General features: G+C 59.4%; 19 protein-coding genes. 5 read left to right on the plus strand and 14 right to left on the minus strand.

Annotation, left to right across the window (positions count from 1 at the left end; all coding sequences use genetic code 11):
* Positions 1-9: 9 nt before the first annotated feature.
* From EIY71_RS00585 to EIY71_RS00640, 12 genes are all read right to left on the minus strand, one after another.
* Positions 10-630, minus strand: a complete 621-nt coding sequence (locus EIY71_RS00585; protein ID WP_134019859.1) for a hypothetical protein — start codon at positions 628-630, stop codon at positions 10-12.
* 44 nt (positions 631-674) lie between these two features.
* Positions 675-1,613 carry a carbohydrate kinase gene (locus EIY71_RS00590; protein WP_102716869.1) on the minus strand — a complete coding sequence of 313 codons (939 nt, stop codon included), beginning with the start codon at positions 1,611-1,613 and terminating at the stop codon, positions 675-677.
* A 13-nt stretch (positions 1,614-1,626) separates the two neighbouring features.
* Positions 1,627-3,123 (minus strand): xylulokinase, encoded by a 1,497-nt coding sequence (gene xylB, locus EIY71_RS00595; protein WP_134019862.1) that lies wholly within the window; start codon positions 3,121-3,123, stop codon positions 1,627-1,629.
* 307 nt (positions 3,124-3,430) lie between these two features.
* Positions 3,431-4,903 (minus strand): mannitol dehydrogenase family protein, encoded by a 1,473-nt coding sequence (locus EIY71_RS00600; RefSeq protein WP_134019865.1) that lies wholly within the window; start codon positions 4,901-4,903, stop codon positions 3,431-3,433.
* Positions 4,904-4,919: 16 nt separating this feature from the next.
* Entirely contained in the window at positions 4,920-6,023 is a 1,104-nt protein-coding gene (locus tag EIY71_RS00605; RefSeq protein ID WP_134019868.1) for an ABC transporter ATP-binding protein, read from the minus strand.
* A 23-nt stretch (positions 6,024-6,046) separates the two neighbouring features.
* A complete protein-coding gene (locus tag EIY71_RS00610) occupies positions 6,047-6,877 on the minus strand; it encodes a carbohydrate ABC transporter permease (RefSeq protein WP_007957423.1) in 831 nt (276 codons plus the stop codon).
* A gap of 8 nt (positions 6,878-6,885) precedes the next feature.
* A complete protein-coding gene (locus tag EIY71_RS00615) occupies positions 6,886-7,812 on the minus strand; it encodes a carbohydrate ABC transporter permease (RefSeq protein WP_039768250.1) in 927 nt (308 codons plus the stop codon).
* Between the two features lie 93 nt (positions 7,813-7,905).
* Positions 7,906-9,216 (minus strand): sugar ABC transporter substrate-binding protein, encoded by a 1,311-nt coding sequence (locus EIY71_RS00620; protein WP_134019871.1) that lies wholly within the window; start codon positions 9,214-9,216, stop codon positions 7,906-7,908.
* A 225-nt stretch (positions 9,217-9,441) separates the two neighbouring features.
* Positions 9,442-10,347 carry an AraC family transcriptional regulator gene (locus tag EIY71_RS00625; RefSeq protein ID WP_011334055.1) on the minus strand — a complete coding sequence of 302 codons (906 nt, stop codon included), beginning with the start codon at positions 10,345-10,347 and terminating at the stop codon, positions 9,442-9,444.
* Positions 10,348-10,400: 53 nt separating this feature from the next.
* Positions 10,401-11,279: a phospholipase gene (locus tag EIY71_RS00630; RefSeq protein WP_134019874.1), complete on the minus strand. Its 879-nt coding sequence runs from the start codon at positions 11,277-11,279 to the stop codon at positions 10,401-10,403.
* 150 nt (positions 11,280-11,429) lie between these two features.
* On the minus strand, positions 11,430-12,719 hold the full coding sequence (locus EIY71_RS00635) for a glycosyltransferase (protein WP_134019877.1): 1,290 nt from the start codon (positions 12,717-12,719) through the stop codon (positions 11,430-11,432).
* 165 nt (positions 12,720-12,884) lie between these two features.
* The gene (locus EIY71_RS00640; RefSeq protein ID WP_085745746.1) at positions 12,885-13,250 is read right to left on the minus strand and encodes a response regulator; all 366 of its coding nucleotides are present in this window, start codon (positions 13,248-13,250) and stop codon (positions 12,885-12,887) included.
* A 264-nt stretch (positions 13,251-13,514) separates the two neighbouring features.
* Here EIY71_RS00640 and EIY71_RS00645 point away from each other — a divergent pair, with 264 nt between their 5' ends.
* From EIY71_RS00645 to EIY71_RS00665, 5 genes are read left to right on the plus strand one after another with little or no spacing between them, the layout of a single operon-like run.
* Positions 13,515-17,006: a response regulator gene (locus EIY71_RS00645; protein ID WP_085745745.1), complete on the plus strand. Its 3,492-nt coding sequence runs from the start codon at positions 13,515-13,517 to the stop codon at positions 17,004-17,006.
* Entirely contained in the window at positions 17,006-17,839 is an 834-nt protein-coding gene (locus EIY71_RS00650) for a protein-glutamate O-methyltransferase CheR (protein WP_085603817.1), read from the plus strand. The genes EIY71_RS00645 and EIY71_RS00650 overlap by 1 nt, the downstream gene beginning before the upstream one ends.
* Positions 17,836-18,429 carry a chemotaxis protein CheB gene (locus EIY71_RS00655; protein WP_085745744.1) on the plus strand — a complete coding sequence of 198 codons (594 nt, stop codon included), beginning with the start codon at positions 17,836-17,838 and terminating at the stop codon, positions 18,427-18,429. Before EIY71_RS00650 ends, EIY71_RS00655 begins: the two co-directional genes overlap by 4 nt.
* Positions 18,423-19,637: a hybrid sensor histidine kinase/response regulator gene (locus tag EIY71_RS00660; RefSeq protein ID WP_085603811.1), complete on the plus strand. Its 1,215-nt coding sequence runs from the start codon at positions 18,423-18,425 to the stop codon at positions 19,635-19,637. The genes EIY71_RS00655 and EIY71_RS00660 overlap by 7 nt, the downstream gene beginning before the upstream one ends.
* Before the next feature lie 44 nt (positions 19,638-19,681).
* Positions 19,682-20,059, plus strand: a complete 378-nt coding sequence (locus EIY71_RS00665) for a response regulator (RefSeq protein ID WP_007954537.1) — start codon at positions 19,682-19,684, stop codon at positions 20,057-20,059.
* Positions 20,060-20,072: 13 nt separating this feature from the next.
* Here the strand turns inward: EIY71_RS00665 and EIY71_RS00670 are convergent, their stop codons facing one another.
* Together EIY71_RS00670 and EIY71_RS00675 are read right to left on the minus strand one after the other, a co-directional pair.
* A complete protein-coding gene (locus EIY71_RS00670; protein ID WP_085745743.1) occupies positions 20,073-21,743 on the minus strand; it encodes an ATP-binding protein in 1,671 nt (556 codons plus the stop codon).
* On the minus strand, positions 21,740-23,242 hold the full coding sequence (locus EIY71_RS00675) for an ATPase domain-containing protein (RefSeq protein WP_134019880.1): 1,503 nt from the start codon (positions 23,240-23,242) through the stop codon (positions 21,740-21,742). The genes EIY71_RS00670 and EIY71_RS00675 overlap by 4 nt, the downstream gene beginning before the upstream one ends.
* Positions 23,243-23,314 lie beyond the last annotated feature (72 nt).

Below are 23,314 nucleotides of genomic sequence, written 5' to 3' on the forward strand. Positions count from 1 at the left end.
CGCTGAGGATCAGAGCCAATGCCAGAACCGGCTCCAGAACCCGCGATTCAGATCATCCTTGCACGCCGCGTATTGCTGACCGTACATGTCCGAGCGGTTCTGCACCTTGCGCGCCACCGGCATCAGCCACGCCTTGCTGGCATAAGTCTTCTGGCGGAAACCGCCCCAGCCTTCGTGGTAATTGAGGTATTGGTTGTAGGCGTCGTACTTGTACACGCCGTTGATCGAGGTGGTCTTGTCCATGTACCAGCCGACGAAGTCGATGGCGTCGTCGAAGTCCTCGCGGTCGGCGCCATATCGGCCGGTGCTTTTCTGGTAGTGGGACCAGACTTCATCCTTGGCTTGCGCATAACCCGAGGCCGTCGAAACCCGGCCCCACGGGATCACCCACAACAGGTATTTGCGCGGCGTCTTGGCGTCGTAGCGATAGCCGGACTCCTGATACATGATCGCGAACGGCACCTGGATCGGTACGCCCCAGCGCTTTTGCGTGACTTGCGCCGCGTCGTACCAATCACTCTTTTCGCGGAAAATCTCGCAAAGGTTTTCCGGCGAACGCGGCGGTGATGTTCCGCAACCGGTCAACAGTGCCGCCAATACCAACAGTCCAACCGTGCGCCGCGAATTCAAAAGCCGTCATCCCGTCGTGCAAAAAAGGGCGCCAGTCTACGCGGTCAGGTCAACTGGTGGCGATAAGGCAAATCCGGACCTGTTTTACTGCATGTAAGGGCGGCGGCCTGTACGGCAAACCTGAGCATGCCGTCGATCTGCTCGCGGCTGAGGTGCTGAACGCCTTCCACCGAATCCAGCTCATGCTCGGTCAGCCAGGTGATCAGCGCGGCCTGGAAGGTATCGCCGGCGCCGACGGTATCGGCAATCTTCACCGAGGTTGCCGGTACCGACCATGAACCGTGAGCGCGACTGAACACGGTCGCGCCTTCACCGCCACGGGTCAGGAAAACGACCTGGCAGCGATGCTGCAACCAGCCTTCGATGACGCGCGCCGGATCTTGTTCGGGGTACAGCAGGCTCAAGTCTTCGTCGCTGACTTTGATCAAGTCCGCCAACGGCACCAGCGTAGCGATTCGTTCGCGCCACAGGTCGATGTTCGGCTCGGGGTTGAGGCGCACGTTCGGGTCGAGGCTGATCAGGCGTTTGCCGCTTTCACGCTGCACCAGCGCAAGCAAGGTATCGGCAATCGGCTGCACCACCAGTGAGAAGGAACCGAGGTGCAAGCCGCGCACTTCAGGGTCCAGCGTCGGCAGGTGCGCCAGGTTCAACTGGCGGTCGGCGCAACCCTCGCCACGGAAGCTGTAATGCGGCGAGCCATTGGCGCCCACCGCGACCATTGCCAGGGTGGTCGGCGCGGCGAAATCCACCAGGTAATCCGGGCGTACGCCTTCATCCTGCAGCACTTGCTGCAAGCGCCGGCCGAGGTAGTCGGTGGACAACCCGCCAAACAGCGCCGAATCCACGCCCAGTCGGCGCAAACCCACCGCCACGTTGAACGGTGAACCACCGGCAATCGCCTTGAAATTGACTTTCGATGCCTGTCCGCCGGCATCGTCTTCGCTGAAGAAATCGAACAGCGCTTCGCCACACACCAGGTACATAGTTGTTTGCTCTTTATAAGGTTGCGACATGCAGTCGATAGCGTTCATAGGCCTGCTGGAACGCCGCGACATTCGCGGCAACCGGCAGGGTTTCACTGTTCAGGTCGAGCTTCACGCAGCGTTCGCACAGATCGGCCAGGGTGTCTTCGTGGCCGTTCGACCACGACTTGCACCACGCCGCCTGAATCGCCGCGCCCAGGGCTGCGGCTTCGCTTTGCTCGGTGCAGATCACCGGGGTGTTCATGATGTCGGCGACGATCTGCCGCCACACCGCACTTTTCGAACCGCCGCCGATCAGGCAAATGCTGCGGCTTTGTAAACCATTCTGGCGTAGCAGATCCAGTCCATAACGCAGGCCGAAGGTGGTGCCCTCGACGGCGGCGCGGCACAGATTGGCTTGCGTCAGGTTATCGATGGTCAGGCCGTGCAGGCTGCCGGTGGCGTGGGGCAGGGGCGGCACGCGTTCGCCGTTGAGGAATGGCAACATGCTCACGCCGTCAGCGCCAATCGGGGCCTGGTCCACCAAGGCATTGAAGGCGTCGAGATCGAGGTTGAACAGTTCGCGGATCGCGCCGGTGGCGTTGGTCAGGTTCATGGTGCAGATCAACGGCAGCCAGCCGCCGCTCGAGGAGCAGAAGGTCGCGACCGACGCATCCGGGCTGACCTTCGGTGCCTCGGCGTAGGCGTACACCGTGCCGGAAGAACCGAGGCTCATGGTGATCGCCCCCGGCTGAATATTGCCGGTGCCGATGGCGCCCATCATGTTGTCGCCGCCACCGCTGGATACCAGTGCGTTGGGGTTGATCCCCAGCTGTTCGGCAACCGCCGGCAGGATCGTGCCCACCGCTTGATGGGCGTCGATCAGCTCTGGCAGCGCGGATTGCAGACGACCGCTGGCGTCGATGTCGCGCAGCAGCTGCAGATCCCATTGACGGGTGCGCACGTTGAAATAGCCGGTGCCGGAAGCATCGCCGTATTCGCTGCATGCACGACCGGTGAGCCAGAAATTCAGGTAGTCGTGGGGCAGCAGAACTCGCGCGATGCGGGAGAACACATTCGGATGCTGCTCCTTGGTCCACAACAGTTTGGAGACGGTGTAGCCCGGCGCGATGACCACGCCGAGGCGTTCCAGCGAGCCTTGTTCACCCCCCAGGTGAGTCAGCAGGCGATCGTTTTCAGGCGTGGTTTCGGTGTCGCACCAAAGCTTGGCCGGGCGCAGGACCTGGCCTTGATCGTCGAGCAGCACCAGGCCGTGTTGCTGGCCGGAAACGCCAATGCCCTGGATCGACTGGCCGTCGACATTTGCCGCCAATAAAGCGCGGCGGGTGGCGAGGGCGAAGGCTTCCAGCCATTGCGCGGTGTCTTGCTCGCGACGGCCGTTGGCGCCGCTGATCATCGTGTGGGCGGCGGCGCCCTGGCCGAGAACCTGACCGCTGACAGCGTCGAGGATGATGGCTTTGGTGCCTTGGGTGCCGCAGTCGATGCCGAGGAATAGTTGTTGTTTGTGCATGGTGTGAACCTGTTGGTTTTTTGGCGACTTCTAAAGCCACCCCTCACCCCAACCCTCTCCCCAGAGGGGAGAGGGGGAAAGGGAGCAGATTTGTATCGGCTGCAACTCCTGAGTTCTACTCCGGACTTTCAGGTCGGCGTAGCTCGAATAAGCACCTCGATCGGCTCCCTCTCCCTAAGGGGAAAGGGAGGATCTCGGTGCTTTTCAATTCCTGAGTTCGACTCCGGACTTTCAGGTCGATGTACCTCGGATAAACACCTCGATCGGCTCCCTCTCCCTCTGGGAGAGGGCTGGGGTGAGGGGCTTTTCAGGCCAGAATACGCTCGAGAGTCCGAGTGACGCCTTCTTCACGCAAGCTATTCAGGCACCACTCGAACGCCGCAACAAACTCTGGCGAACGCGGTATCGCCGTACCGAAGATTTCTTCAACCCCCAACAACCGCTCAGTGATCAAGGCATCCTCTGCCACCAACCCCTGACAGAACGCCGCCCGAGGATCCGGAATCGAATAAGTGTCACCATTCTCATCCACACCCTTCAAGTAAAGCGCCCAGGCCGCCACCACCAACGCTGCCCGTTTGGTCTCCTGCCCATCGGCAATCAACCGATTGATCGTCGGAATAGTGAACTTGGGAAACTTCGACGACCCATCCGAACACACCCGCTCAAGCTGATCGGCAATCGCCTGATTGGAAAACCGCGCCACCAGCGTGTCCTTGTACTCGGTCAGGTCGATCCCCGGCACCGGCGCCAGTTGCGGAGTCACGTCCAGGTCCATATAGGCGCGCATGTAGCGCACGAACAGCGGGTCGTTCATGGTCTCGTGAACGAAGCGGTAACCCTTCAAAAAGCCCAGATAGGTCAGCGCCAGATGACTGCCATTGAGCAGTTTGATCTTCATCTCTTCGTAGGGCGAAACATCGTCGGTAAACTGCACGCCGACCTTTTCCCAAGCTGGGCGGCCGTTGACGAACTTGTCTTCCAGCACCCATTGCACGAACGGTTCGCACACAACAGGCCAGGCGTCGTCGACGGCGTGTTTGTCCGCCAGTTGCAGGCGATGCGCGGTGCTGGTCATCGGGGTGATGCGGTCGACCATGGCGTTGGGGAAGCTGACGTTGGTGTCGATCCAGTCGTGGAGGTCCGGATCCAGCAAAGCAGTAAAGGCCAACAGTGCCTTGCGGGTGACGGCGCCGTTGTGTGGCAGGTTATCGCAGGACATCACGGTGAATGCCGGAATGCCCGCCGCACGCCGTCGGGCCAGTGCGGCACAGAGGAAACCGAACACGGTTTTCGGCTGTTGCGAGTTCGTCAGGTCGTGCTGAATCTGCGGCAGGTGCGCCATGAACTCGCCGTTGCTGTCGTCGATGCAGTAACCGCCCTCAGTGATGGTCAGCGAGACGATGCGGATCTGCGGATCCGCGAGCTTGTCGATCAGCACCTGGGCGCTGTCCTCGGCCAGCAGCATGTCGCGGATCGCGCCGATGACGCGGACTTCGGTGTCGTCGCTGTCGCCCAGTTCGAACAGGGTGAACAGGTAATCCTGCTCCTTGAGGTCGTCCCGGGCGCGGCGGTCTTCGGCGCGCAGGCCGACGCCGCAGATGGCCCAGTCCAGCGCTTCGCCGGCGTTCATCAGCGCATCGGTGTAATACGCCTGATGCGCGCGATGGAAACCACCGACGCCAATGTGTGCAATGCCCTGGCGGGTGTCGCTGAGGCTGTAGGCCGGAAGCTTCACTTCGGCGGCCAGGCGGTTGAGGTTTTGTTTGTTCAGTTTCATCGGGTCAGTCTCGAAATCAGGCGGCCGCGCGCAGCGGGCGGGTCAGCGCCACGCCGTCGGCATCGAACAGATGACAGTGGGAGGCGTCCAAGTGCAGGTTCAGTTGTTCGCCGTAACGGCTCGCCAGATCACCGCGCACGCGCATGGTCAGGGCTTCGCCGGCGTTGGTCTTGACGTGGCAGAAGGTGTCGCTGCCCAGCCGCTCGCTGACGTCGGCGGTGACTTGCAGGGTGCAGTCGCCTGCTTGTGCCAGCTCCAGATGTTCCGGGCGAATGCCCAGGGTCACGGCGCTGCCGACGCTCAGGTTCGACGCGTTGAACGGCAGGGTGATGCGGGTACCGGCCTCCAGCGAGACTTCGCAGCTCGCGCCATCGATTCGCACGATCTGGCCTTTGAGGAAGCCCATTTTCGGCGTGCCGAGGAAACCGGCGACGAACAGGTTGGCGGGGTGGTGGTACAACTCCAGCGGCGAGCCGACCTGCTCGATCTTGCCGCCATTGAGCACCACGACCTTGTCGGCCATGGTCATGGCTTCGACCTGATCGTGGGTCACGTAGATCATCGTCGCTTTCAAATCTTTGTGCAGGCGCAGCAGTTCCAGGCGCATCTGTACCCGCAGGGCGGCGTCGAGGTTGGACAGCGGCTCGTCGAACAGGAAGATTTTCGGGTTGCGCACGATTGCCCGGCCGATGGCAACGCGCTGACGCTGGCCGCCGGACAGTTGTTTCGGCTTGCGTTCGAGCATCGGGCCCAGTTCGAGTATGCGCGCAGCTTCGCCGACTTTCTTCTCGACTTCAGCCTTCGGTACGCCGGCCAGATCGAGGGCGAACGACATGTTTTTCTTCACGGTCATGTGCGGGTACAGCGCATAGGTCTGGAACACCATCGCCAGATCACGCTTGGCCGGGCTGACTTCGGTGATGTCTCGTCCGTCCAGTTCGATGGTGCCGCCGCTGACTTCTTCAAGACCGGCGATCAGTCGCAGCAGGGTGGATTTGCCGCAGCCCGACGGGCCGACGAACACCACGAATTCCTTGTCGTTCACCTCAAGGTCGATGCCCTTGATGATGGAAAAACCTTCGAAGCCTTTTTGCAGATTCTTGATTTTCAGGTTGGCCATGATGGCGCTCCTTTTGCGAATTCTTATTTGACGGCGCCGAACGACAGGCCGCGCACCAGTTGTTTCTGGCTGATCCAGCCGAAGATCAGGATCGGCGCGCAGGCCAGCGTCGAGACAGCCGACAACTTGGCCCAGAACAATCCTTCAGGGCTTGAGTAGGAGGCGATCAACGCGGTCAGTGGCGCGGCTTTGGACGAGGTCAGGTTCAGCGACCAGAACGCCTCGTTCCAGCACAGGATCAGCGACAGCAGCACGGTCGAGGCGAGGCCACCCTTGGCGATCGGCAGCAGCACGCGGAGCATTTCCTGGGCGAGGGTGGCGCCGTCGAGGCGGGCGGCTTCGAGGATGTCTTTGGGGATGTCCTTGAAGTAGGTGTAAACCATCCAGACCACGATCGGCAGGTTGATCAGCGTGTAGATCACGATCAGCGCAATGCGCGTGTCGAGCAGGCCGAAACTCTTGGCCAGCAGGTAGATCGGCATCAGCACGCCCACCGGCGGCAGCATCTTGGTGGAGAGCATCCACAGCAGCGTGCCCTTGGTGCGCTGGGTTTCGTAGAACGCCATCGAGTAGGCCGCCGGCACCGCAATCAGCAGGCACAGAGCCGTGGCGCTGAAGGAAATCACCACCGAGTTCCAGGCGAAACTGAAGTAATCGCTGCGCTCGTTGATGTGCAGGTAGTTCTCCAGCGTCGGCGTGAAGATGAACTGCGGCGGCGTGGCGAAGGCGTCGATTTCGGTCTTGAAACTGGTCAGCACCATCCAGAAGATCGGGAAGAAAATGATGATCGCGATGGCCCAGGCCAGCGTGCCGAGCAGCAGGCTTTGCAGCCGGCGGGATTGTTGAAGAGTCATGGCAGGCCTCAGGCTTTGTCAGTCAGGTTTTTGCCGATCATCCGCACCAGAATGATCGCGGCGATGTTGGCGATGACCACGGCGATCAGGCCGCCGGCCGAGGCCATGCCGACGTCGAACTGCACCAGCGCCTGGTTGTAGATCAGGTAGGCGAGGTTGGTCGACGCGTAGCCGGGGCCGCCGTTGGTGGTGGTGAAGATTTCGGCGAACACCGACAGCAGGAAGATGGTTTCAATCATCACGACCACGGCAATCGGCCGTGCCAGGTGTGGCAAAGTCAGGTGCCAGAAAATCGCGATCGGGCCGGCGCCGTCGAGGCGGGCGGCTTCCTTCTGTTCCTGGTCGAGGGACTGCATGGCGGTCATCAGGATCAGGATCGCGAAGGGCAGCCATTGCCACGAGACAATGATGATGATCGACAGCAGCGGGTAGTGAGCGAGCCAGTCCACCGGCTGTGCGCCGAACAGTTTCCAGATGTAGGCGAGGATCCCGGACACCGGATGGAAAATCAGGTTCTTCCAGATCAGCGCACCGACCGTGGGCATGATGAAGAACGGCGAAATCAGCATCACCCGCACGATGCCGCGACCGAAGAACTCGCTGGCCTCCAGCAGCGCACTGATCAATACGCCGAACACCACGCTGATCAGCAGCACGCTGCCTACCAGCAGCAAGGTATTGGTAGCGCCGGGCATGAAGCCGGAGTCGGTCAGGAAGTAGGTGAAGTTTTCCAGCCCGACAAATTCGTTGGTGCCCGGGTCGAGCAGGTTGTAGCGGATCATCGAGAAATAGACGGTCATGCCCAGCGGCACGATCATCCACAGCAGCAACAGGGCCACCGAAGGGCTGACCAGAAACCAGCCGGGATTGGCCACACGGCTTTTGCGCCGGGGCTGCGACAGGTCGATGTGGGCTTTGGCAGTTGAAGTATTCATGGTGATCACAACCGAGTCATACAGACCTATGGAGATCCCGTGCGGGAGCGAGCAATCTCGCTCCCGCAGGAGGCAGAAGAGGCTTTCGCAGGATTACTTCGGATAACCCGCGCGCTTCATCTCGCGTTCGGTGGTTTGCTGGGCGGCGGTCAGCGCCTGGTCGACCGTGGTCTGGCCGATCAGTGCGGCGGAGAACAGCTTGCCGACCTGAGTGCCGATCCCCTGAAACTCGGGAATGGTCACCAGCTGGATGCCGATGTAAGGCACAGGCTTGAGGGAGGGTTTGCTCGGGTCAGCCGCTTTCAGCGATTCCAGCGTGACCTTGGCAAACGGCGCGGCGCTCATGTACTCGTCGCTGTAGGTCGAGGCGCGGGTGCCCGGCGGAACGTTGGCGATGCCGTCGGTCTTGGCGACCAGCTCGCCGTACTCCCTGGAAGTGGCCCAGGCGCTGAACTCTTTGGCAGCATCCTTGGCCTTGGAGCTGGTCGGAATCGCCAGCGCCCACGAGTACAGCCACGCCGAGCCTTTGTCGGTGACCTGATGCGGCGCGTAGGTGAAGCCGACATGATCGGCGACCTTGCTTTGAGTCTTGTCGGTGACGAACGAGCCGGCGACGCTGGCGTCGACCCACATTGCACATTTGCCGCTGTTGAACAGGGCGAGGTTTTCGTTGAAACCGTTGCTGGAGGCACCCGGCGGGCCGGATTTCTTCATGGTGTCGACGTAGAAGTTCAACGCGTTCTTCCACTCCGGACCGCTGAATTCGGGTTTCCACTGCTCATCGAACCAGCGTGCGCCATAGGCGTTGGCCACAGTGGTGATCAGCGCCATGTTCTCGCCCCAGCCGGCCTTGCCGCGCAGGCAGATACCGTATTGTTCCTTGTCCTTGTGGGTGAGTTTTTCGGCGAAGCCGGCAATCTGTTCCCAGGTTGGACGCTCCGGCATGGTCAGGCCGGCGTCCTTGAACAGGTCGGTGCGGTAGTAGGTGATCGAGCTTTCAGCGTAAAACGGCAGGGCGTACAGCGAACCCTTGACTGACAGGCCTTCGCGTACGGACGGGAACACGTCATCGAGGGCGTAGCTGGCCGGCAGATCCTTCATCGGCTCCAGCCAACCCTTGGCACCCCAGAGTGCGGCTTCGTACATGCCGATGGTCAACACGTCGAACTGACCGCCCTGAGTGGCGATGTCGGTGGTCAGGCGCTGACGCAGAACATTTTCTTCCAGCACCACCCAATTGAGCTTGATGTCCGGATGCTCGGTCTCGAAGGTTTTCGAGAGCTTTTGCATGCGGATCATGTCGCTGTTGTTGACGGTGGCGATGGTCAGGGTCTGGGCGCCAAGGCTGACGCTGCTGAGGGTCATGCAGGTGAGGGCCAGCAGAGCTTTTGCAGTGGGTTGCATCGTGCACTCCTTTTCTGCACCCGGCGGGGGCAGAAGGACAGTTATTGTTTTTGTGTTCTTCCGGCGGGGGAAGAATGTGCACTGATTACAGCCTTCTGGCGCAGGGCTGACAAATCATCCCTAGCACTCGAATCGATACTTTTTTGCACTCTGGATTGGCGCGATAAACGCAGGGAAGGGCGTTTCAGCAGGGCGAGAGGCGCGAAACCGTACAGATTTTCCTGTTCAGCCGTGGTTTTGCTCGGTCAGGCGCTGCACCACCAGCCGCCGGTAATGCGAAGGCGTCATGCCTTTGAGCTGCTGAAAGCGCCGATTGAAATTGGAAATATTATTGAAGCCCGACTCAAAGCACACTTCGGTCACCGGCTTGTCGCCATCAGCCAGCAACTCGCAGGATTTACTGATGCGCAGGCGATTGACGAATTCGATGAAGTTGCGCCCGGTCGCCTGCTTGAACACGCGGCTGAAATAGGTGGGTTTCATGCCCAGGTGCTCGGCGACCTCCTCAAGGGGTAGTTCGCGGGCGTAGTGGGCGAAGATGTAATCCACCGCGCGGTTGGTGCGGTCGATGTTGTGCTCGTCGGCCAGTTGCGGGGTGGTTGCGCCGGACAGCAGTTGGTAGTCGTCGCAGGCCGCCAGCAATTCCATCAGGATGAAAAAATGCCCGAGACGGGTGATGCCGGTTGAATCGGCGATGCGTTGCATCAGGGTCATGGCCTGACGGATTGTCTGCGGGGAGCGGAATTCGATGCCGTACTGCGCACGCTCAAGCAGTGGCGCCAGGGTCTTGAGTTCGGCGAACACCTGATGACCGCTTTCGAACAACTCATCGGTGAAGTTGACCAGCATGTCGCGTTTCTCGACCACCTCGTCTTCGGCCACCTGGCTGATCCAGTTGTGCGGCAGATTGGGCCCGGTCAGGAACAGCGTCTGCGGGTAGAAGTTGCCGATGTAATCGCCGATGAACACCTTGCCCGAACTGGCGACGATCAGGTGCAGCTCGTATTCCTTGTGAAAGTGCCAGCGCACCAGCGGGCAGGGGAAACCATGCTGGCGATAGATGATGGATAACCCGTTGTGGTCATCCATCAGTTCATAGGAAGGGTCGGTGACGCGGGCTGTTCGGGTCATGGTCGGACGCTTTTTTTGTTATCGCCCGGCGATCATGCCTCTTTGCGCGGCCGTTACGCCAGTAGGCGATCAGCAGGGCGCAGGTGCGCCTTCGTCTGATTCACTGCCCGGCAGAACGACACGATGTTGGTCTCTTCGATGAAGTCGACGTTGATCACGTTGCACTTCATTGCCCAGTCACTGTTGTTCGGGTCGAACCACTCGTTCAACTCCTTATGAATATCGACCGGCCCGCCCAGCGCCGTGTAACTGGTGGCGGACAACGACCAGGGTTTCCAGGAGCCCGGTGGGGACTTCAGGACATTGCCGATGAATTGCTTCAGTTCCGCCGTTCCGGTCAGGTCGTTACCCGACCATTGATGGTTGATGTAATCGATGAACACGCTGCGATCCAGTTGCCAGTGCGAACGGGCGGCAACGAATATACGTTGCTCATTGTTGATTTGTTTAAGCTGGCCGAGGCTGGCACTCAGATTTCGACTCGGAATCAAACGGTGGCCGAGAAAGTGAATCATCATGTTATTGAAATAGACATAATCGAAGTCGTTGCCATCCAGACTATGGAAGTCAAGAACAATGAACTCATCCGGGTTTTGTTTCAGGAAACTTTCCAGGTCGGTGATCAGGTTACCCAGGGTTCGGGAGTTGCGGTGCCCGCCATGGTGAGCACGAAACTTGCCGACGCCTTCTGCCTTGGAGTCGTAGATCAGGCGAATGTCCAGCACCCTTGCGCCATGGTGTAGCTGAGCGTGGAACGAATCATGCTGGCAGGCGAGCCAGTGGCGGGGTGGGCCGAAAACTGGATAATCGGCGCGCCAGTCGCTGCCGGCGTTGTGGGTTCCTGGCAGCGTCAACTCAGAAATGGAAAGAGAATCGATGGAAGGTGTCGCCGCCATCCAGTCATGGGTGGCGAAGTTGTTGTTGTCGGTCATGTATGCATCCTGCACTAGTTGATTGATTGCACCACTTTCAAATGATGAGAGTGGTGAAGGCAGGATGTTTATAGTGTTTAATTTGTTTATTTGCCAACGATGGATTGATGCAATTTATTGGCTCTTGTGTTTATACATTTCGAGAGTGAATTACTTGTTCAGGTTTTTGGCTTCAATCCACTGCGCCATGTATTGCGTACTTTTATGTGAATGATGTCGCAGCATGCTGCCGGTGAAATTGCTCCTTCTTAGTTGGGCAAGATTTTTACGGCAGTCCAACAGTTTATTGATTAATGCCGGACCATGTATCTCTTGCTGATACACGTCCTCGAGTAGCGTTTGCCCATGGGACCGGGCCGCTTGCCAGGCAATGTCATCGCTATAAAGCTTCACTGCGGCATTGGCCAGATCCTGCGCGGTGCGGCAGATCGCCCCCGGCCATGGCTGATCGGTATGCATGCCTTCAGCCCCGATCGGCGTGGTGACACTCGGTGTGCCGCAGAGCATCGCATCAATCAATTTGCCCTTGATTCCGGCGCCAAAACGCAAGGGCGCCAGGCAGATGCGCGCATCGGACATGACCTGCAACGCATCCTCGGCCCAGTTCATGATGTGAAAACCCTGCGCGGCATTGTGCAGTGCTGCTGCCTTGGGCGGCGTGTAGGCGCCGTACAGATGCAATTGGGCTTTTGGCAGTTGCTCGCGGATCAGCGGCCAGACGGTGGATTTCATCCACAACACGGCGTCCCAGTTCGGCGCGTGACGGAAGTTGCCGATACTGAGGAAATGCGCGCGCTCCTCGAAGGGTTTCGCTGGCGTACTCGGTGGCTCGACCATCAAGGGACACCAGTGCAACAGCTCGGGCGGCAGCTTGAACTGCTGCACCAGCAACTCGATTTCCACCTGCGAGATCATCAGGTTCAGGTCGCAGCGATACAGGGCGGCGATCTCGCGTTTGGCCAGATCGGTGTCCGCCATCAGCTCGAACTCTTCAGCCAGCGCCGGGGCAAATAGCTCAGCGAAGTCGTTGGCGTCATCGCTGAGCTTCAGCCGGTCCTTCAACCGCTGATGCCGTGCATGCCGCAAGCTTTGCAGGTCCGAGGTTTCCAGTACCCGCAGGGCATCGGGGCAATGTTTCTCCACGCGCCAGCCGAATTGTTCTTCGATCATGAACTGGTCGAACAACACGATATCCGGCATCAGTTCGCTGATGAATGTGTCGAAACTGCTGTTGTTCAGTTCGATCGGGACTTCGCGGATGCCCAGCGCGGTCAGGTCGGCGCGGTGTTCGCCAGTGCCGGCCGGGCTGGCAAAAGTGATTTGCCAGCCCTGTTGCAGGAACGTCTCGAGAATCTGCATCACATGCCCGCTCGCAGCGGAGGAGCGGGGTTCCGGCCAGACGTAACCAATGACGAGGACTTTGGTTGCGGGCTGACTCATGAGAAACGGTTCCTGAAACGAAGAGACGGAAAAAAGGCGCGCGGATTAGACCATAATCCACGTGTCGGGTGATCCGTGTTTATTGGGTGTGCATCGGGCAAGACCGAGCAAGAAGACCACCGGCAGGGCGCGTGACAGCGTCATTCAGGTATTGAAGTCTCGCGTTCAGGATTGCCCGAGTACGGATTTGACCTTGTCACGCAGTTGATCAATGGAAAAAGGCTTGCCGATTACGTGCATGTCCTTCGGTACTTCAATCGTTTCTGCATAACCGCTGGCAAACAGAATCGGCAGGGCGGGGCGAATGTTGCGGGCTTCGGTGGCCAGTTGACGGCCATCCATGATCGGCAGGCCGACGTCGGTCATCATCAGGTCGATGTGCTGGTTCACGTCCTTGAGGATTTCCAGCGCCTGTTCGCTGCCGTCCGCTTCCAGGACCTTGAACTCCAATTCCTCCAGCACGTCGACGATCAGCATGCGCACGATGGCATCGTCTTCTACTACAAGGATGGTGGACACAGGGCTGGACATAATGGCGGCTCTCAAGAATGGGGGACGGGGCACCGGTCGATCAAAAATGCCGGGCTCTTGCATGAGTAAGTGGCGCATAGCCACAAGTTCCCGAATGGATACAAAAAAGAATAGGCGCAAACGGGGGGGGCAAGGATAACCGTTGACCTTGGATTAGGCGCAGGCAATTGTGGGAAAACAGTACTAAAGCTGTGAGAAAAATGGATCCATGGTGCCGTTTTGGGGCAAACTCCCTGGTTTTCACCAGTTCGACAAGGCTGCCACATGTCCTCTCCGTCTTCGGTTGATGAGCAACGGTTTCGCAAACTCTTGAGCCGCAACGTCAGTTTGCCGTTGGGCGTCGGCGTGATCAGTGCGGTGTTTTTCATCTCATTGATCACCTATTTGTTGTCCGTGATTCAGTGGGTGGAGCACACCGACCGGGTGATCAATAACGCCAACGAAGCGGTGAAACTCACCGTGGATCTGGAAACCGGCATGCGCGGGTATCTGCTCAGCGGCGACGAGCACTTCCTCGACCCGTACGAGACGGCCAAGCCCCGCATCGCCGTGGCACTGAATACCTTGCTTGAACTGACTGCCGACAATCCGGCTCAAACCGACCGCCTGCGTCGTCTTCAGGCGCTGCAAACCGAGTGGGCGACGTATGCGCAGTCGATGATCGATCTGCAACGCGCGAGCGGTGATTACAAGTCCGCGGTCAAAGCGGGGAAGGGCAAGCGCCTGACCGACGAAATACGTAAACAGTTCGAAGATGTAATTGAAACCGAACAGTTGCTGCGTGCTTCACGCAACGAAGACGTGCGCCGCACCACGATCTGGAGCATCAGCCTTTATCTGCTGTTCGTGGCCGGCATCAGCGGTCTGCTGGCCTATGTCGGTCGGCGCGATCTGGTCAACCTGTCGCAAAGCTATGGCGCGACCCTGGCGGCGCAAGAGGCCAGTGCAAAACGTCTGGAACAGCAAGCCTGGTTGCGCAACGGCCAGACCCAGCTCGCCGAGCAAGTGCTGGGGCAACTGACGGTCAATCTGCTGGGGCGCAATATTCTGCAATTCTGCGCCCAGTACCTCGGCACCGCCGTGGCCGCGTTGTATGTGCGCGAGGAACATGGCGGCCTCAAACGCGTGGCGACTTACGGATTCTCCCGCGAACAGGAACAACAGAATCAAGTGATCTACAGCGATGAAGGCCTTGTCGGGCAGGTCGCCCAGCAGGCTCGGCTGATTCGTCTCGATTCGGTGCCTTCCGACTACTTCAAGGTCAGTTCCGGCTTGGGTGAAGGCCTGCCGCACAGTGTGCTGGTGGTGCCTACCAGTGATGACGAACGAGTCAACGGTGTGATCGAGCTCGGTTTCCTGCGTCCGCTCACCGATCGCGACGTGGCGCTGCTGGAACTGATCGCCGGCAACATTGGTACGTCCATCGAAGCGGCGCGCTATCGCCAGCGTCTGCAGGAAGTGCTGGCCGAAACCCAGCAACTCAATGAAGAGTTGCAGGTGCAGCAGGAAGAGTTGAAAACCGCCAATGAAGAGTTGGAGGAGCAGTCGCGCATTCTCAAGGAATCCCAGGCCCATCTGGAAACCCAGCAAGTCGAGCTGGAACAGACCAACGAGCAACTGGCCGAACAGGCCCAGACCCTGGCCGAGCAGCGCGACGCCATGGATCAGAAGAACACCGAGCTCAATCAGGCCCAGGCACAACTCGAAGAACGCGCCGAAGAGCTGCAGCGTTCGAGCAAGTACAAATCCGAATTCCTCGCCAACATGTCCCACGAGCTGCGCACGCCGCTCAACAGTTCGCTGATCCTGGCCAAGCTGCTGGCAGAAAACCCGCAGGACAACCTCAGTGCCGAGCAGGTCAAATTTGCCGAATCGATCTATTCCGCCGGCAACGATCTGCTCAACCTGATCAACGACATTCTCGATATTTCCAAGGTGGAAGCCGGCAAACTCGAAGTGATGCCGGAAAACACCAGTGTCGCGCGCCTGGCCGATGGCCTGCGCAGCGTGTTCGAACCGTTGGCGGCGGACAAGAAACTGACGTTCACCGTCGAATTGCAGCCCGATGCGCCCATCACTCTGTTCACCGATCGCCAGCGTCTGGAACAGATAATCAAGAACCTGTTGTCCAACGCCGTAAAATTCACCGAGCAGGGCACGGTCAGCCTGACCATCGCCGGCCAGCCGGACGATCGCATCGCTTTCATTGTGCGCGACTCGGGGATCGGGATTGCGCAAGATCAGCAGGAAAGCATTTTCGAAGCCTTCCGCCAGGCCGACGGCACCACCAACCGCAAATACGGTGGCACTGGCCTGGGCCTGTCGATTTCCCGGGATCTGGCGACCTTGCTGGGTGGCTCGATCAGCGTCAGCAGCGCGCCGGGGCAGGGCAGCACCTTTACGCTGGTATTGCCGCAGCAATACAACGAACCAGGTGATACGCCGGTTGCACCGCTGACCTTCAGCCCGCCGGCCTCTGCGCCGGTCATCGCGCCTGTCGCAGCGGTTTCGCCTTTGGCGCCCGTAGACATCCCGCGCTTCAACGACGACCGCAACAAGGCACCGTTCACTACCCGCTGCATTCTGGTGGTGGAAGACGAGCCGAATTTCGCTCACATCCTCTACGACCTGGCCCATGAACTGGGCTATCAGTGCCTGGTCGCCCACGGCGCCGATGAAGGTTACGACCTGGCGAAAGAATTCGTGCCGGACGCGATCCTGCTGGACATGCGCCTGCCGGATCATTCGGGCCTGACCGTTCTGCAACGCCTGAAAGAACACGCCGAAACCCGCCACATCCCGGTGCACGTGATTTCCGTGGAAGACCGCGTCGAAGCGGCGATGCACATGGGCGCCATCGGTTATGCGGTCAAGCCGACTACCCGCGAAGAGCTCAAGGACGTGTTCGCCCGTCTCGAGGCCAAGCTGACCCAAAAGGTCAAACGCGTGCTGCTGGTGGAGGACGACGATCTGCAACGCGAAAGCATCGCCCGTCTGATCGGTGATGACGACATCGAAATCACTGCTGTCGGCCTGGCGCAAGACGCACTGGAACTGCTGCGCACGACGATCTTCGATTGCATGGTCATCGACCTGAAGCTGCCGGACATGCTCGGCAACGACCTGCTCAAGCGCATGTCGACCGAGGATATTTGCTCGTTCCCGCCGGTCATTGTCTACACAGGACGCAACCTGACCCGCGACGAAGAAGCCGAACTGCGCAAGTATTCGCGCTCGATCATCATCAAAGGCGCCCGCTCGCCGGAACGCCTGCTGGACGAGGTCACACTCTTTCTGCACAAAGTCGAATCGCAGTTGTCCCATGAACGGCAGAAGATGCTCAAGACCGCCCGCAGCCGCGACAAGGTCTTCGAGGGTCGCAAAGTGCTGCTGGTGGACGACGATGTGCGCAACATCTTCGCCCTGACCAGTGCGCTGGAAACCAAGGGTGCAGTCGTGGTGATCGGCCGTAACGGTCGTGAAGCGATTGAAAAACTGAATGAAGTCGAGGACATCGACCTGGTGCTGATGGACGTGATGATGCCGGAAATGGATGGTTTCGAAGCCACCATGGAAATCCGCAAGGATCCGCGCTGGCGCAAGCTGCCGATCATCGCGGTGACGGCCAAGGCCATGAAGGACGATCAGGAGCGCTGCCTGCAGGCGGGCGCCAATGATTACCTGGCCAAGCCCATTGACCTGGATCGCCTGTTCTCGCTGATTCGCGTGTGGTTGCCGAAGATGGAACGCATTTAGTGGAACGTAGTAATCCCGTTGAACGAAACAGTGAAATCGAACTGCGGCTGTTGATTGAGGCGATTTATCTCAAGTACAGCTATGACTTTCGCGATTACTCCGGCGCCTCGATCAAGCGCCGGGTGCAACACGCGCTGAGCCAGTTCGAGTGCGCGACCATCTCGGCCTTGCAGGAGAAAGTCCTGCACGACCCGACGGCGTTCATGCAGTTGCTGCAATTGCTGACGATCCCGGTCAGCGAGATGTTCCGCGATCCGTCGCACTTCCTGGCGATCCGTCAGGAAGTAGTGCCGCTGCTCAAGACCTATCCGTCGATCAAGATCTGGATCGCCGGCTGCAGCACCGGCGAGGAGGTCTACTCGATGGCGATCCTGCTGCGCGAAGAAGGCCTGCTCGACCGCACGATCATCTACGCCACCGACATCAACCCGCGCTCGCTGGACAAGGCCAAGCAGGGGATCTTTTCGATGGAAAACGTGCGCGCCTACACCGCCAACTATCAGCAGGCCGGCGGTCAGCGCTCGTTTGCCGACTACTACACTGCAGCCTATGGCTACGCGATTTTCGACAAGAGCCTGTGCGAGAACGTGACCTTCGCCGATCACAGCCTGGCGACCGATAGTGTATTCTCCGAAACTCAATTAATTTCGTGTCGTAACGTGTTGATTTACTTCAACAAAAAACTTCAGGATCGAGCGTTCGGGTTGTTCCATGAATCATTGTGCCACCGTGGATTCCTGGTCTTGGGCAGCAAGGAAACTTTGGATTTTTCCGGCTACTCCAACCAGTTCGAACCGCTGGTGAAACAAGAACGGATCTACCGTAAATCATGAACAGTGCAGCGGATTTGCCTCGTGTCGGGGCGATTGTGGTCGGAGCTTCCGCCGGTGGCGTTGAGGCTTTGCTGACCTTGCTTGGTTCACTGCGTGCCGGGTTCGGTCTGCCGATCATCATCGTCCTGCATTTGCCGGAAGAGCGCCGCAGCCAGCTCGCCGAGGTGTTTGCCCGGCGAGTGGCGCTGCCGGTCGCAGAGGCCATCGACAAGCAGGACATCACCCCCGGCACCGTGTATTTCGCGACGCCGGGTTATCACTTGTCGGTAGAACAGGATTTCAGCCTGTCGCTGAGCCTTGAAGACCGCCTGCATCATTCGCGGCCTTCGATCGACTTTCTGTTCGAATCCGCCGCCGATGCCTATGGGCCGGCGCTAGCCGCCGTGTTGCTGACCGGCGCCAACCACGATGGCGCACGGGGCCTGGCGCAAGTCAAACGCCTGGGCGGCCTGACCATCGTGCAGGACCCCGACGAGGCGCAGGTCGCCACCATGCCTCGCGCGGCACTGAAAACGCATCAACCGGATTACATCCTTCCCATAAACGGCATCGGCCGTCTGCTTGTCGAGCTGGAACGAATCGCATGCTGAGTAATATCCAGGCAAAACTGCTGATCGTCGACGATCTGCCCGAGAACCTGCTGGCCCTCGAAGCGCTGATCAAACGTGAGGATCGCACCGTCTACAAAGCATTGTCGGCGGACGAAGCACTGTCGCTGCTGCTGCAACACGAATTCGCCATGGCCATCCTCGACGTGCAGATGCCCGGCATGAACGGCTTCGAGCTGGCCGAGCTGATGCGTGGTACCGAGAAAACCAAAAACATCCCGATCATCTTCGTCAGCGCTGCCGGCCGTGAACTCAATTACGCGTTCAAAGGCTATGAAAGCGGTGCTGTGGACTTCCTGCACAAGCCGCTGGATATCCATGCGGTGAAGAGCAAGGTCAACGTCTTCGTCGACCTGTACCGCCAGAGCAAGGCGATGAAGCAACAGGTCGAAGCCCTGGAGCAGAGTCGTCGCGAACAGGAAGCGCTGCTGCAGCAACTGCAAAGCACCCAGGGCGAACTGGAGCAGGCGGTGCGCATGCGTGACGATTTCATGTCGATCGTCGCCCATGAAGTGCGCACGCCGCTCAACGGCCTGATCCTCGAGACCCAACTGCGCAAGATGCACCTGGCCCGGGACAACGCCGCCGCGTTCACCCTCGACAAGATGCACGCCATGGTCGACCGCGACGAGCGCCAGATCAAAAGCCTGATCCGGCTGATCGAGGACATGCTCGACGTGTCGCGGATCCGCACCGGCAAGCTGTCGATCCGACCGAGTCGCTTCGATCTCGCGCAACTGGTGGGCACTCTGCTGGAGAATTTCGCCCAGCAGATCGAAGCTGCCGAGACCGAAGTCAGCTTCACCGCGACCGAGCCGGTGGAAGGGCAGTGGGATGAATTCCGTATCGAGCAGGTGGTGTCGAACCTGCTGACCAACGCGTTGCGTTATGGCGGCAAAAGTCCGATCCAGGTTCGGGTTTATCGCGAAGGCAATGAGGCTCGGGTCGAAGTTCAGGATCAGGGCATCGGCATCAGCGAGGAGAACCAGAAACGCATTTTTCAACAGTTCGAACGGGTCTCCGCCAAGACGGTGGTGGCCGGCCTCGGGCTGGGTCTGTTCATTTCCGAGCAGATCGTCGCCGCCCATGGCGGCTCCATCGTCGTCGAAAGCAAGATCAACGAGGGCGCCCTGTTTCGCGTTTGTCTGCCGCTCCAGGAAAACGGCAAAACAAACGCAACCTCTGAGTGACCACACGGTCGTATCAGCAGCTATTGACCGAACAAAGGCTTCCCATGAGCGTAGATGCACAAGATGTAGTACTCGTCGTCGAGGACGAACCGGTGATCCTGATGGTCCTGACCGATTACTTGTCAGGCCAGGGCTATCGCGTATTGCAGGCCGAAAACGGCGAGCAGGCGTTCGAGATTCTGGCGAGCAAGCCGCATCTGGACATGTTGATTACTGATTTCCGCCTGCCTGGCGGGATCTCCGGCGTGCAGATCGCCGAGCCTGCCGTCAAATTGCGCCCGGATCTGAAGGTGATCTTCATCAGCGGCTATCCGCAGGAAATCCGCGAGACCGGCAGCCCGATCACTCGTCGGGCACCGATCCTGGAAAAACCGTTCGATCTGGATGTGTTGCAGGAGAAGATTCAGGAACTGCTGGCCTGAGGCGTCAACCGCCTCAGCTCTTGATCATTTCCCGCACCTTCGCCGTCAACAGATCGAAGGTGAACGGCTTGGTGATCATCTGCATGCCAGAGTCGAGGAAGCCGCCGCGCACCGCCGCGTGCTCGGCATAACCGGTGATGAACAGGACCTTCAAGTCTGGCCGGTATTGCCGGCCGATTTCCGCCAGCTGCCGACCGTTCATGCCCGGCAGGCCGACGTCACTGATCAGCAGATCGATGCGTTGCTCCGAATCCAGAATCGGCATGGCACCGTCAGCGTCGCCGGCCTCGACAAACCTGTAACCCAATTCACTCAATACCGCACTGACCAGCACGCGCACGGCCGGGTCGTCCTCGACAATCAATACGGTTTCGCCTTCCACGGCGTCCGGCGCCTGCTCCATGTCAACCGGTGCGTGAGGCAGTGATTCACCCTGGAAGCGCGGCAGATAGAGTTTGACTGTGGTGCCCTCATCGATTTTGCTGTCGATCGACACATGACCACCGGATTGCTTGCTGAAGCCATAAATCATCGACAGACCCAGCCCCGTGCCCTGGCCGATTGGCTTGGTGGTGAAAAACGGGTCGAACGCGCGATTGATGACACTTTCCGGCATGCCGCAGCCATTGTCAGTCACGCTCAATACGACGTAATCACCGGGCTCCAGATTGCTATAGGTCGCGGTGTAGTCGCGATCCAGCACCTGATTCTTCGTCTCGACCACCAGATTGCCGCCGTCGGGCATTGCGTCGCGCGCGTTGATGACAAGGTTGAGCAGGGCGCTTTCCAATTGATTGGGGTCGGCCTCGGCCACCCACAATTTTTCGTGCAGACGCATGTCCAGCTGAATGCTTTCGTTGAGGCTGCGTTGCAGCAGCTCGCCCATCGACTGCACCAGATCGTTCATATGCACGGCTTTGGAGTCCAGCGACTGGCGACGGGAAAACGCCAGCAGCCGATGGGTCAGGCCGGCGGCGCGGTTGGCCGAAGTCACACCGAGGTCGATCAGGCTGTCGAGATCATCCAGGCGGCCACGGGCCAACCGACGGCGTAGCAATTCAAGACTGCCGATGATGCCGGTCAGCATGTTGTTGAAGTCGTGGGCGATACCGCCGGTGAGCTGGCCGACCGCTTCCATCTTCTGCGACTGTCGAAGGGCTTCCTCGTTGTGCCGCAGCTGTGCGGTGCGCTCTTCGACTTGTTGCTCGAGGGTTTCGAGGGTCGATTGCAGGCGCCGTTCGCTATTGCTCAGATCGATCAGGCGATCGCGGGCTTCGTATTGTCGTCGTCGCCCGCGCAGGGCGGTGGAAATGAGGCTGACCAACGTTGCCGGATGAAAAGGGCGTTCAAGGAACGTCACGTTGCCCAGTAATTTGCTGAGCTGCGACGAGGGCCCTTGTTCGGATCCTCCGTGATGGGTGAGCAAGACAATTGGCAAGTCAGACCACGCCGGTTGTTGCTCCAGGTACAGCAGCAGGCCTTCGAGTTCCGGACCATTCAGGGCCTCGGCCGCGATCAGCAGCAGCCCGGCGCCAGGCTCGAGTTCGGTGCACAGGGTGGCCAGATCGGGCGTGATCAGGCCACCGTATCCGGCCTCGTTGAGGATCATCAGCGCCACTTGGCTGTCGCGACCCTGGGGCGCAAGAATCAACGCCCGTTCCGACAGCGGTACGGTGAGGGTCACAAGTTGTCATCCTTGAGCAGCGGGTTACTCGCGCCGAGGTAGGTGGGGACTCCGCGCAGCACACCCTGGAAGGCTTCCAGCGGTTCACCGATGGTCATGCCTTGCTTGGAAATGCGGTATTCACGAATGGTCGATTCATGGCTGCCGGTACGTTTCTTGATGATCGAAATCGCCCGGCGTACCTTGCCGAGGGCTTCGAAATAACGCAGCAGAATCACTGTGTCGGCGAGGTAGGTAATGTCTACCGGGGCCTGCATGTCGCCGACCAGTCCATGCTGGGCGACGGTCATGAACGTCGCGGCGCCCTTGCGGTTCAGGTACAGCAACAGTTCGTGCATGTGCAATACCAGCGCGTTCTCTTCCGGCATCGCGGCCTGATAGCCGTTGATGCTGTCGATCACAACGGTCTTGATGTCACCTTCATCGACGCAGCGTCGCACCCGGTGGGAAAACTCGCCAGGAGAAAGCTCGGCAGCATCCACCTGTTCGATCAGCAGATTGCCGGTGGCCTGCAGGGCCTTGAGGTCGATGCCAATGTTATTCATGCGCTCGAACAGCAGGCCCAGTTCTTCGTCGAAAATGAACAGCGCGGCCTTTTCACCACGCGCCACGGCGGCTGCCGCGAAAATCATGGTGATCAAGGATTTGCCGGTCCCCGCCGGACCCAGAATCAGCGTGCTGGAGCCAGTCTCGATACCGCCACCGAGCAGGGCGTCCATTTCCTTGATGCCGCTGGACAGTTGCAACCGCGGGTAATCGCCCCGGTGCTCCGCCGCCACCAGGCGCGGGAAGACGTGCACGCCATCGCCCATGATGGTGAAGTCATGGAAGCCGCCACGGTATTTCTGGCCACGATACTTGATCACCCGCACGCGACGTCGTTCGGCGCCATAGTTGGGGGTCAGTTCTTCGAGGCGGATCACGCCGTGAGCGACACTGTGCACGGTTTTGTCGAGGGATTCGGTGGTCAGGTCATCCAGTAGCAAAACCGTGGCGTCGTAGCGCACGAAATAATGCTTGATCGCCAGGATCTGTCGACGGTAGCGCAGGGAGCTTTGCGCCAGCAGGCGGATTTCCGGGAGGCTGTCGAGCACAACCCGCGTGGGTTTGAACCGCTCGACCACTTCGAAAATCTGCTTGGTCGCTTCGCCCAGTTCAAGATCCGAGGAGTACAGAAGGCTCTGATGATGCTCGGCGTTGAGCAGGCTTTCGGGCGGCGTCAGCTCGAAAATTTCGATGTTTTCGTTCAGTTCCCAACCGTGGGACGCCGCGCCCTGGCGCAATTCGCGCTCGGTTTCGGACAGCGTGATGTACAACGAACGTTCGCCGGCACGGGCGCCGGCCAGCAAAAAATGCAACGCGACTGTGGTTTTACCGGTTCCAGGCTCGCCCTCCAGCAAGAAAACATGACTGCGGGACAAACCACCAGCCAGGATATCGTCGAGACCCTCGATGCCGGTGGCGGCTTTTGCACTGATCAACGCGTTCGATGTAGACAAAAAATGCCCTCTCATGACTAGGGGAAACGCGGCAGCGGGCGCCGGACGCCGTTTGGCACTGCCTGTTTACTT

The organism is Pseudomonas sp. CH235 (genome assembly GCF_004368175.1).
GTDB lineage: Bacteria > Pseudomonadota > Gammaproteobacteria > Pseudomonadales > Pseudomonadaceae > Aquipseudomonas > Aquipseudomonas paraglycinae.

What these genes read in the sequence shown, in the direction of transcription:
- EIY71_RS00590 (WP_102716869.1), bottom strand. Translation starts at nt 1,613, where the DNA reads ATGTACCTGGTGTGTGGCGAAGCGCTGTTCGATTTCTTCAGCGAAGAC.
- xylB (WP_134019862.1), bottom strand. Translation starts at nt 3,123, where the DNA reads ATGCACAAACAACAACTATTCCTCGGCATCGACTGCGGCACCCAAGGC.
- EIY71_RS00600 (WP_134019865.1), bottom strand. Translation starts at nt 4,903, where the DNA reads ATGAAACTGAACAAACAAAACCTCAACCGCCTGGCCGCCGAAGTGAAG.
- EIY71_RS00605 (WP_134019868.1), bottom strand. Translation starts at nt 6,023, where the DNA reads ATGGCCAACCTGAAAATCAAGAATCTGCAAAAAGGCTTCGAAGGTTTT.
- EIY71_RS00610 (WP_007957423.1), bottom strand. Translation starts at nt 6,877, where the DNA reads ATGACTCTTCAACAATCCCGCCGGCTGCAAAGCCTGCTGCTCGGCACG.
- EIY71_RS00615 (WP_039768250.1), bottom strand. Translation starts at nt 7,812, where the DNA reads ATGAATACTTCAACTGCCAAAGCCCACATCGACCTGTCGCAGCCCCGG.
- EIY71_RS00620 (WP_134019871.1), bottom strand. Translation starts at nt 9,216, where the DNA reads ATGCAACCCACTGCAAAAGCTCTGCTGGCCCTCACCTGCATGACCCTC.
- EIY71_RS00625 (WP_011334055.1), bottom strand. Translation starts at nt 10,347, where the DNA reads ATGACCCGAACAGCCCGCGTCACCGACCCTTCCTATGAACTGATGGAT.
- EIY71_RS00630 (WP_134019874.1), bottom strand. Translation starts at nt 11,279, where the DNA reads ATGACCGACAACAACAACTTCGCCACCCATGACTGGATGGCGGCGACA.
- EIY71_RS00635 (WP_134019877.1), bottom strand. Translation starts at nt 12,719, where the DNA reads ATGAGTCAGCCCGCAACCAAAGTCCTCGTCATTGGTTACGTCTGGCCG.
- EIY71_RS00640 (WP_085745746.1), bottom strand. Translation starts at nt 13,250, where the DNA reads ATGTCCAGCCCTGTGTCCACCATCCTTGTAGTAGAAGACGATGCCATC.
- EIY71_RS00645 (WP_085745745.1), top strand. Translation starts at nt 13,515, where the DNA reads ATGTCCTCTCCGTCTTCGGTTGATGAGCAACGGTTTCGCAAACTCTTG.
- EIY71_RS00655 (WP_085745744.1), top strand. Translation starts at nt 17,836, where the DNA reads ATGAACAGTGCAGCGGATTTGCCTCGTGTCGGGGCGATTGTGGTCGGA.
- EIY71_RS00660 (WP_085603811.1), top strand. Translation starts at nt 18,423, where the DNA reads ATGCTGAGTAATATCCAGGCAAAACTGCTGATCGTCGACGATCTGCCC.
- EIY71_RS00665 (WP_007954537.1), top strand. Translation starts at nt 19,682, where the DNA reads ATGAGCGTAGATGCACAAGATGTAGTACTCGTCGTCGAGGACGAACCG.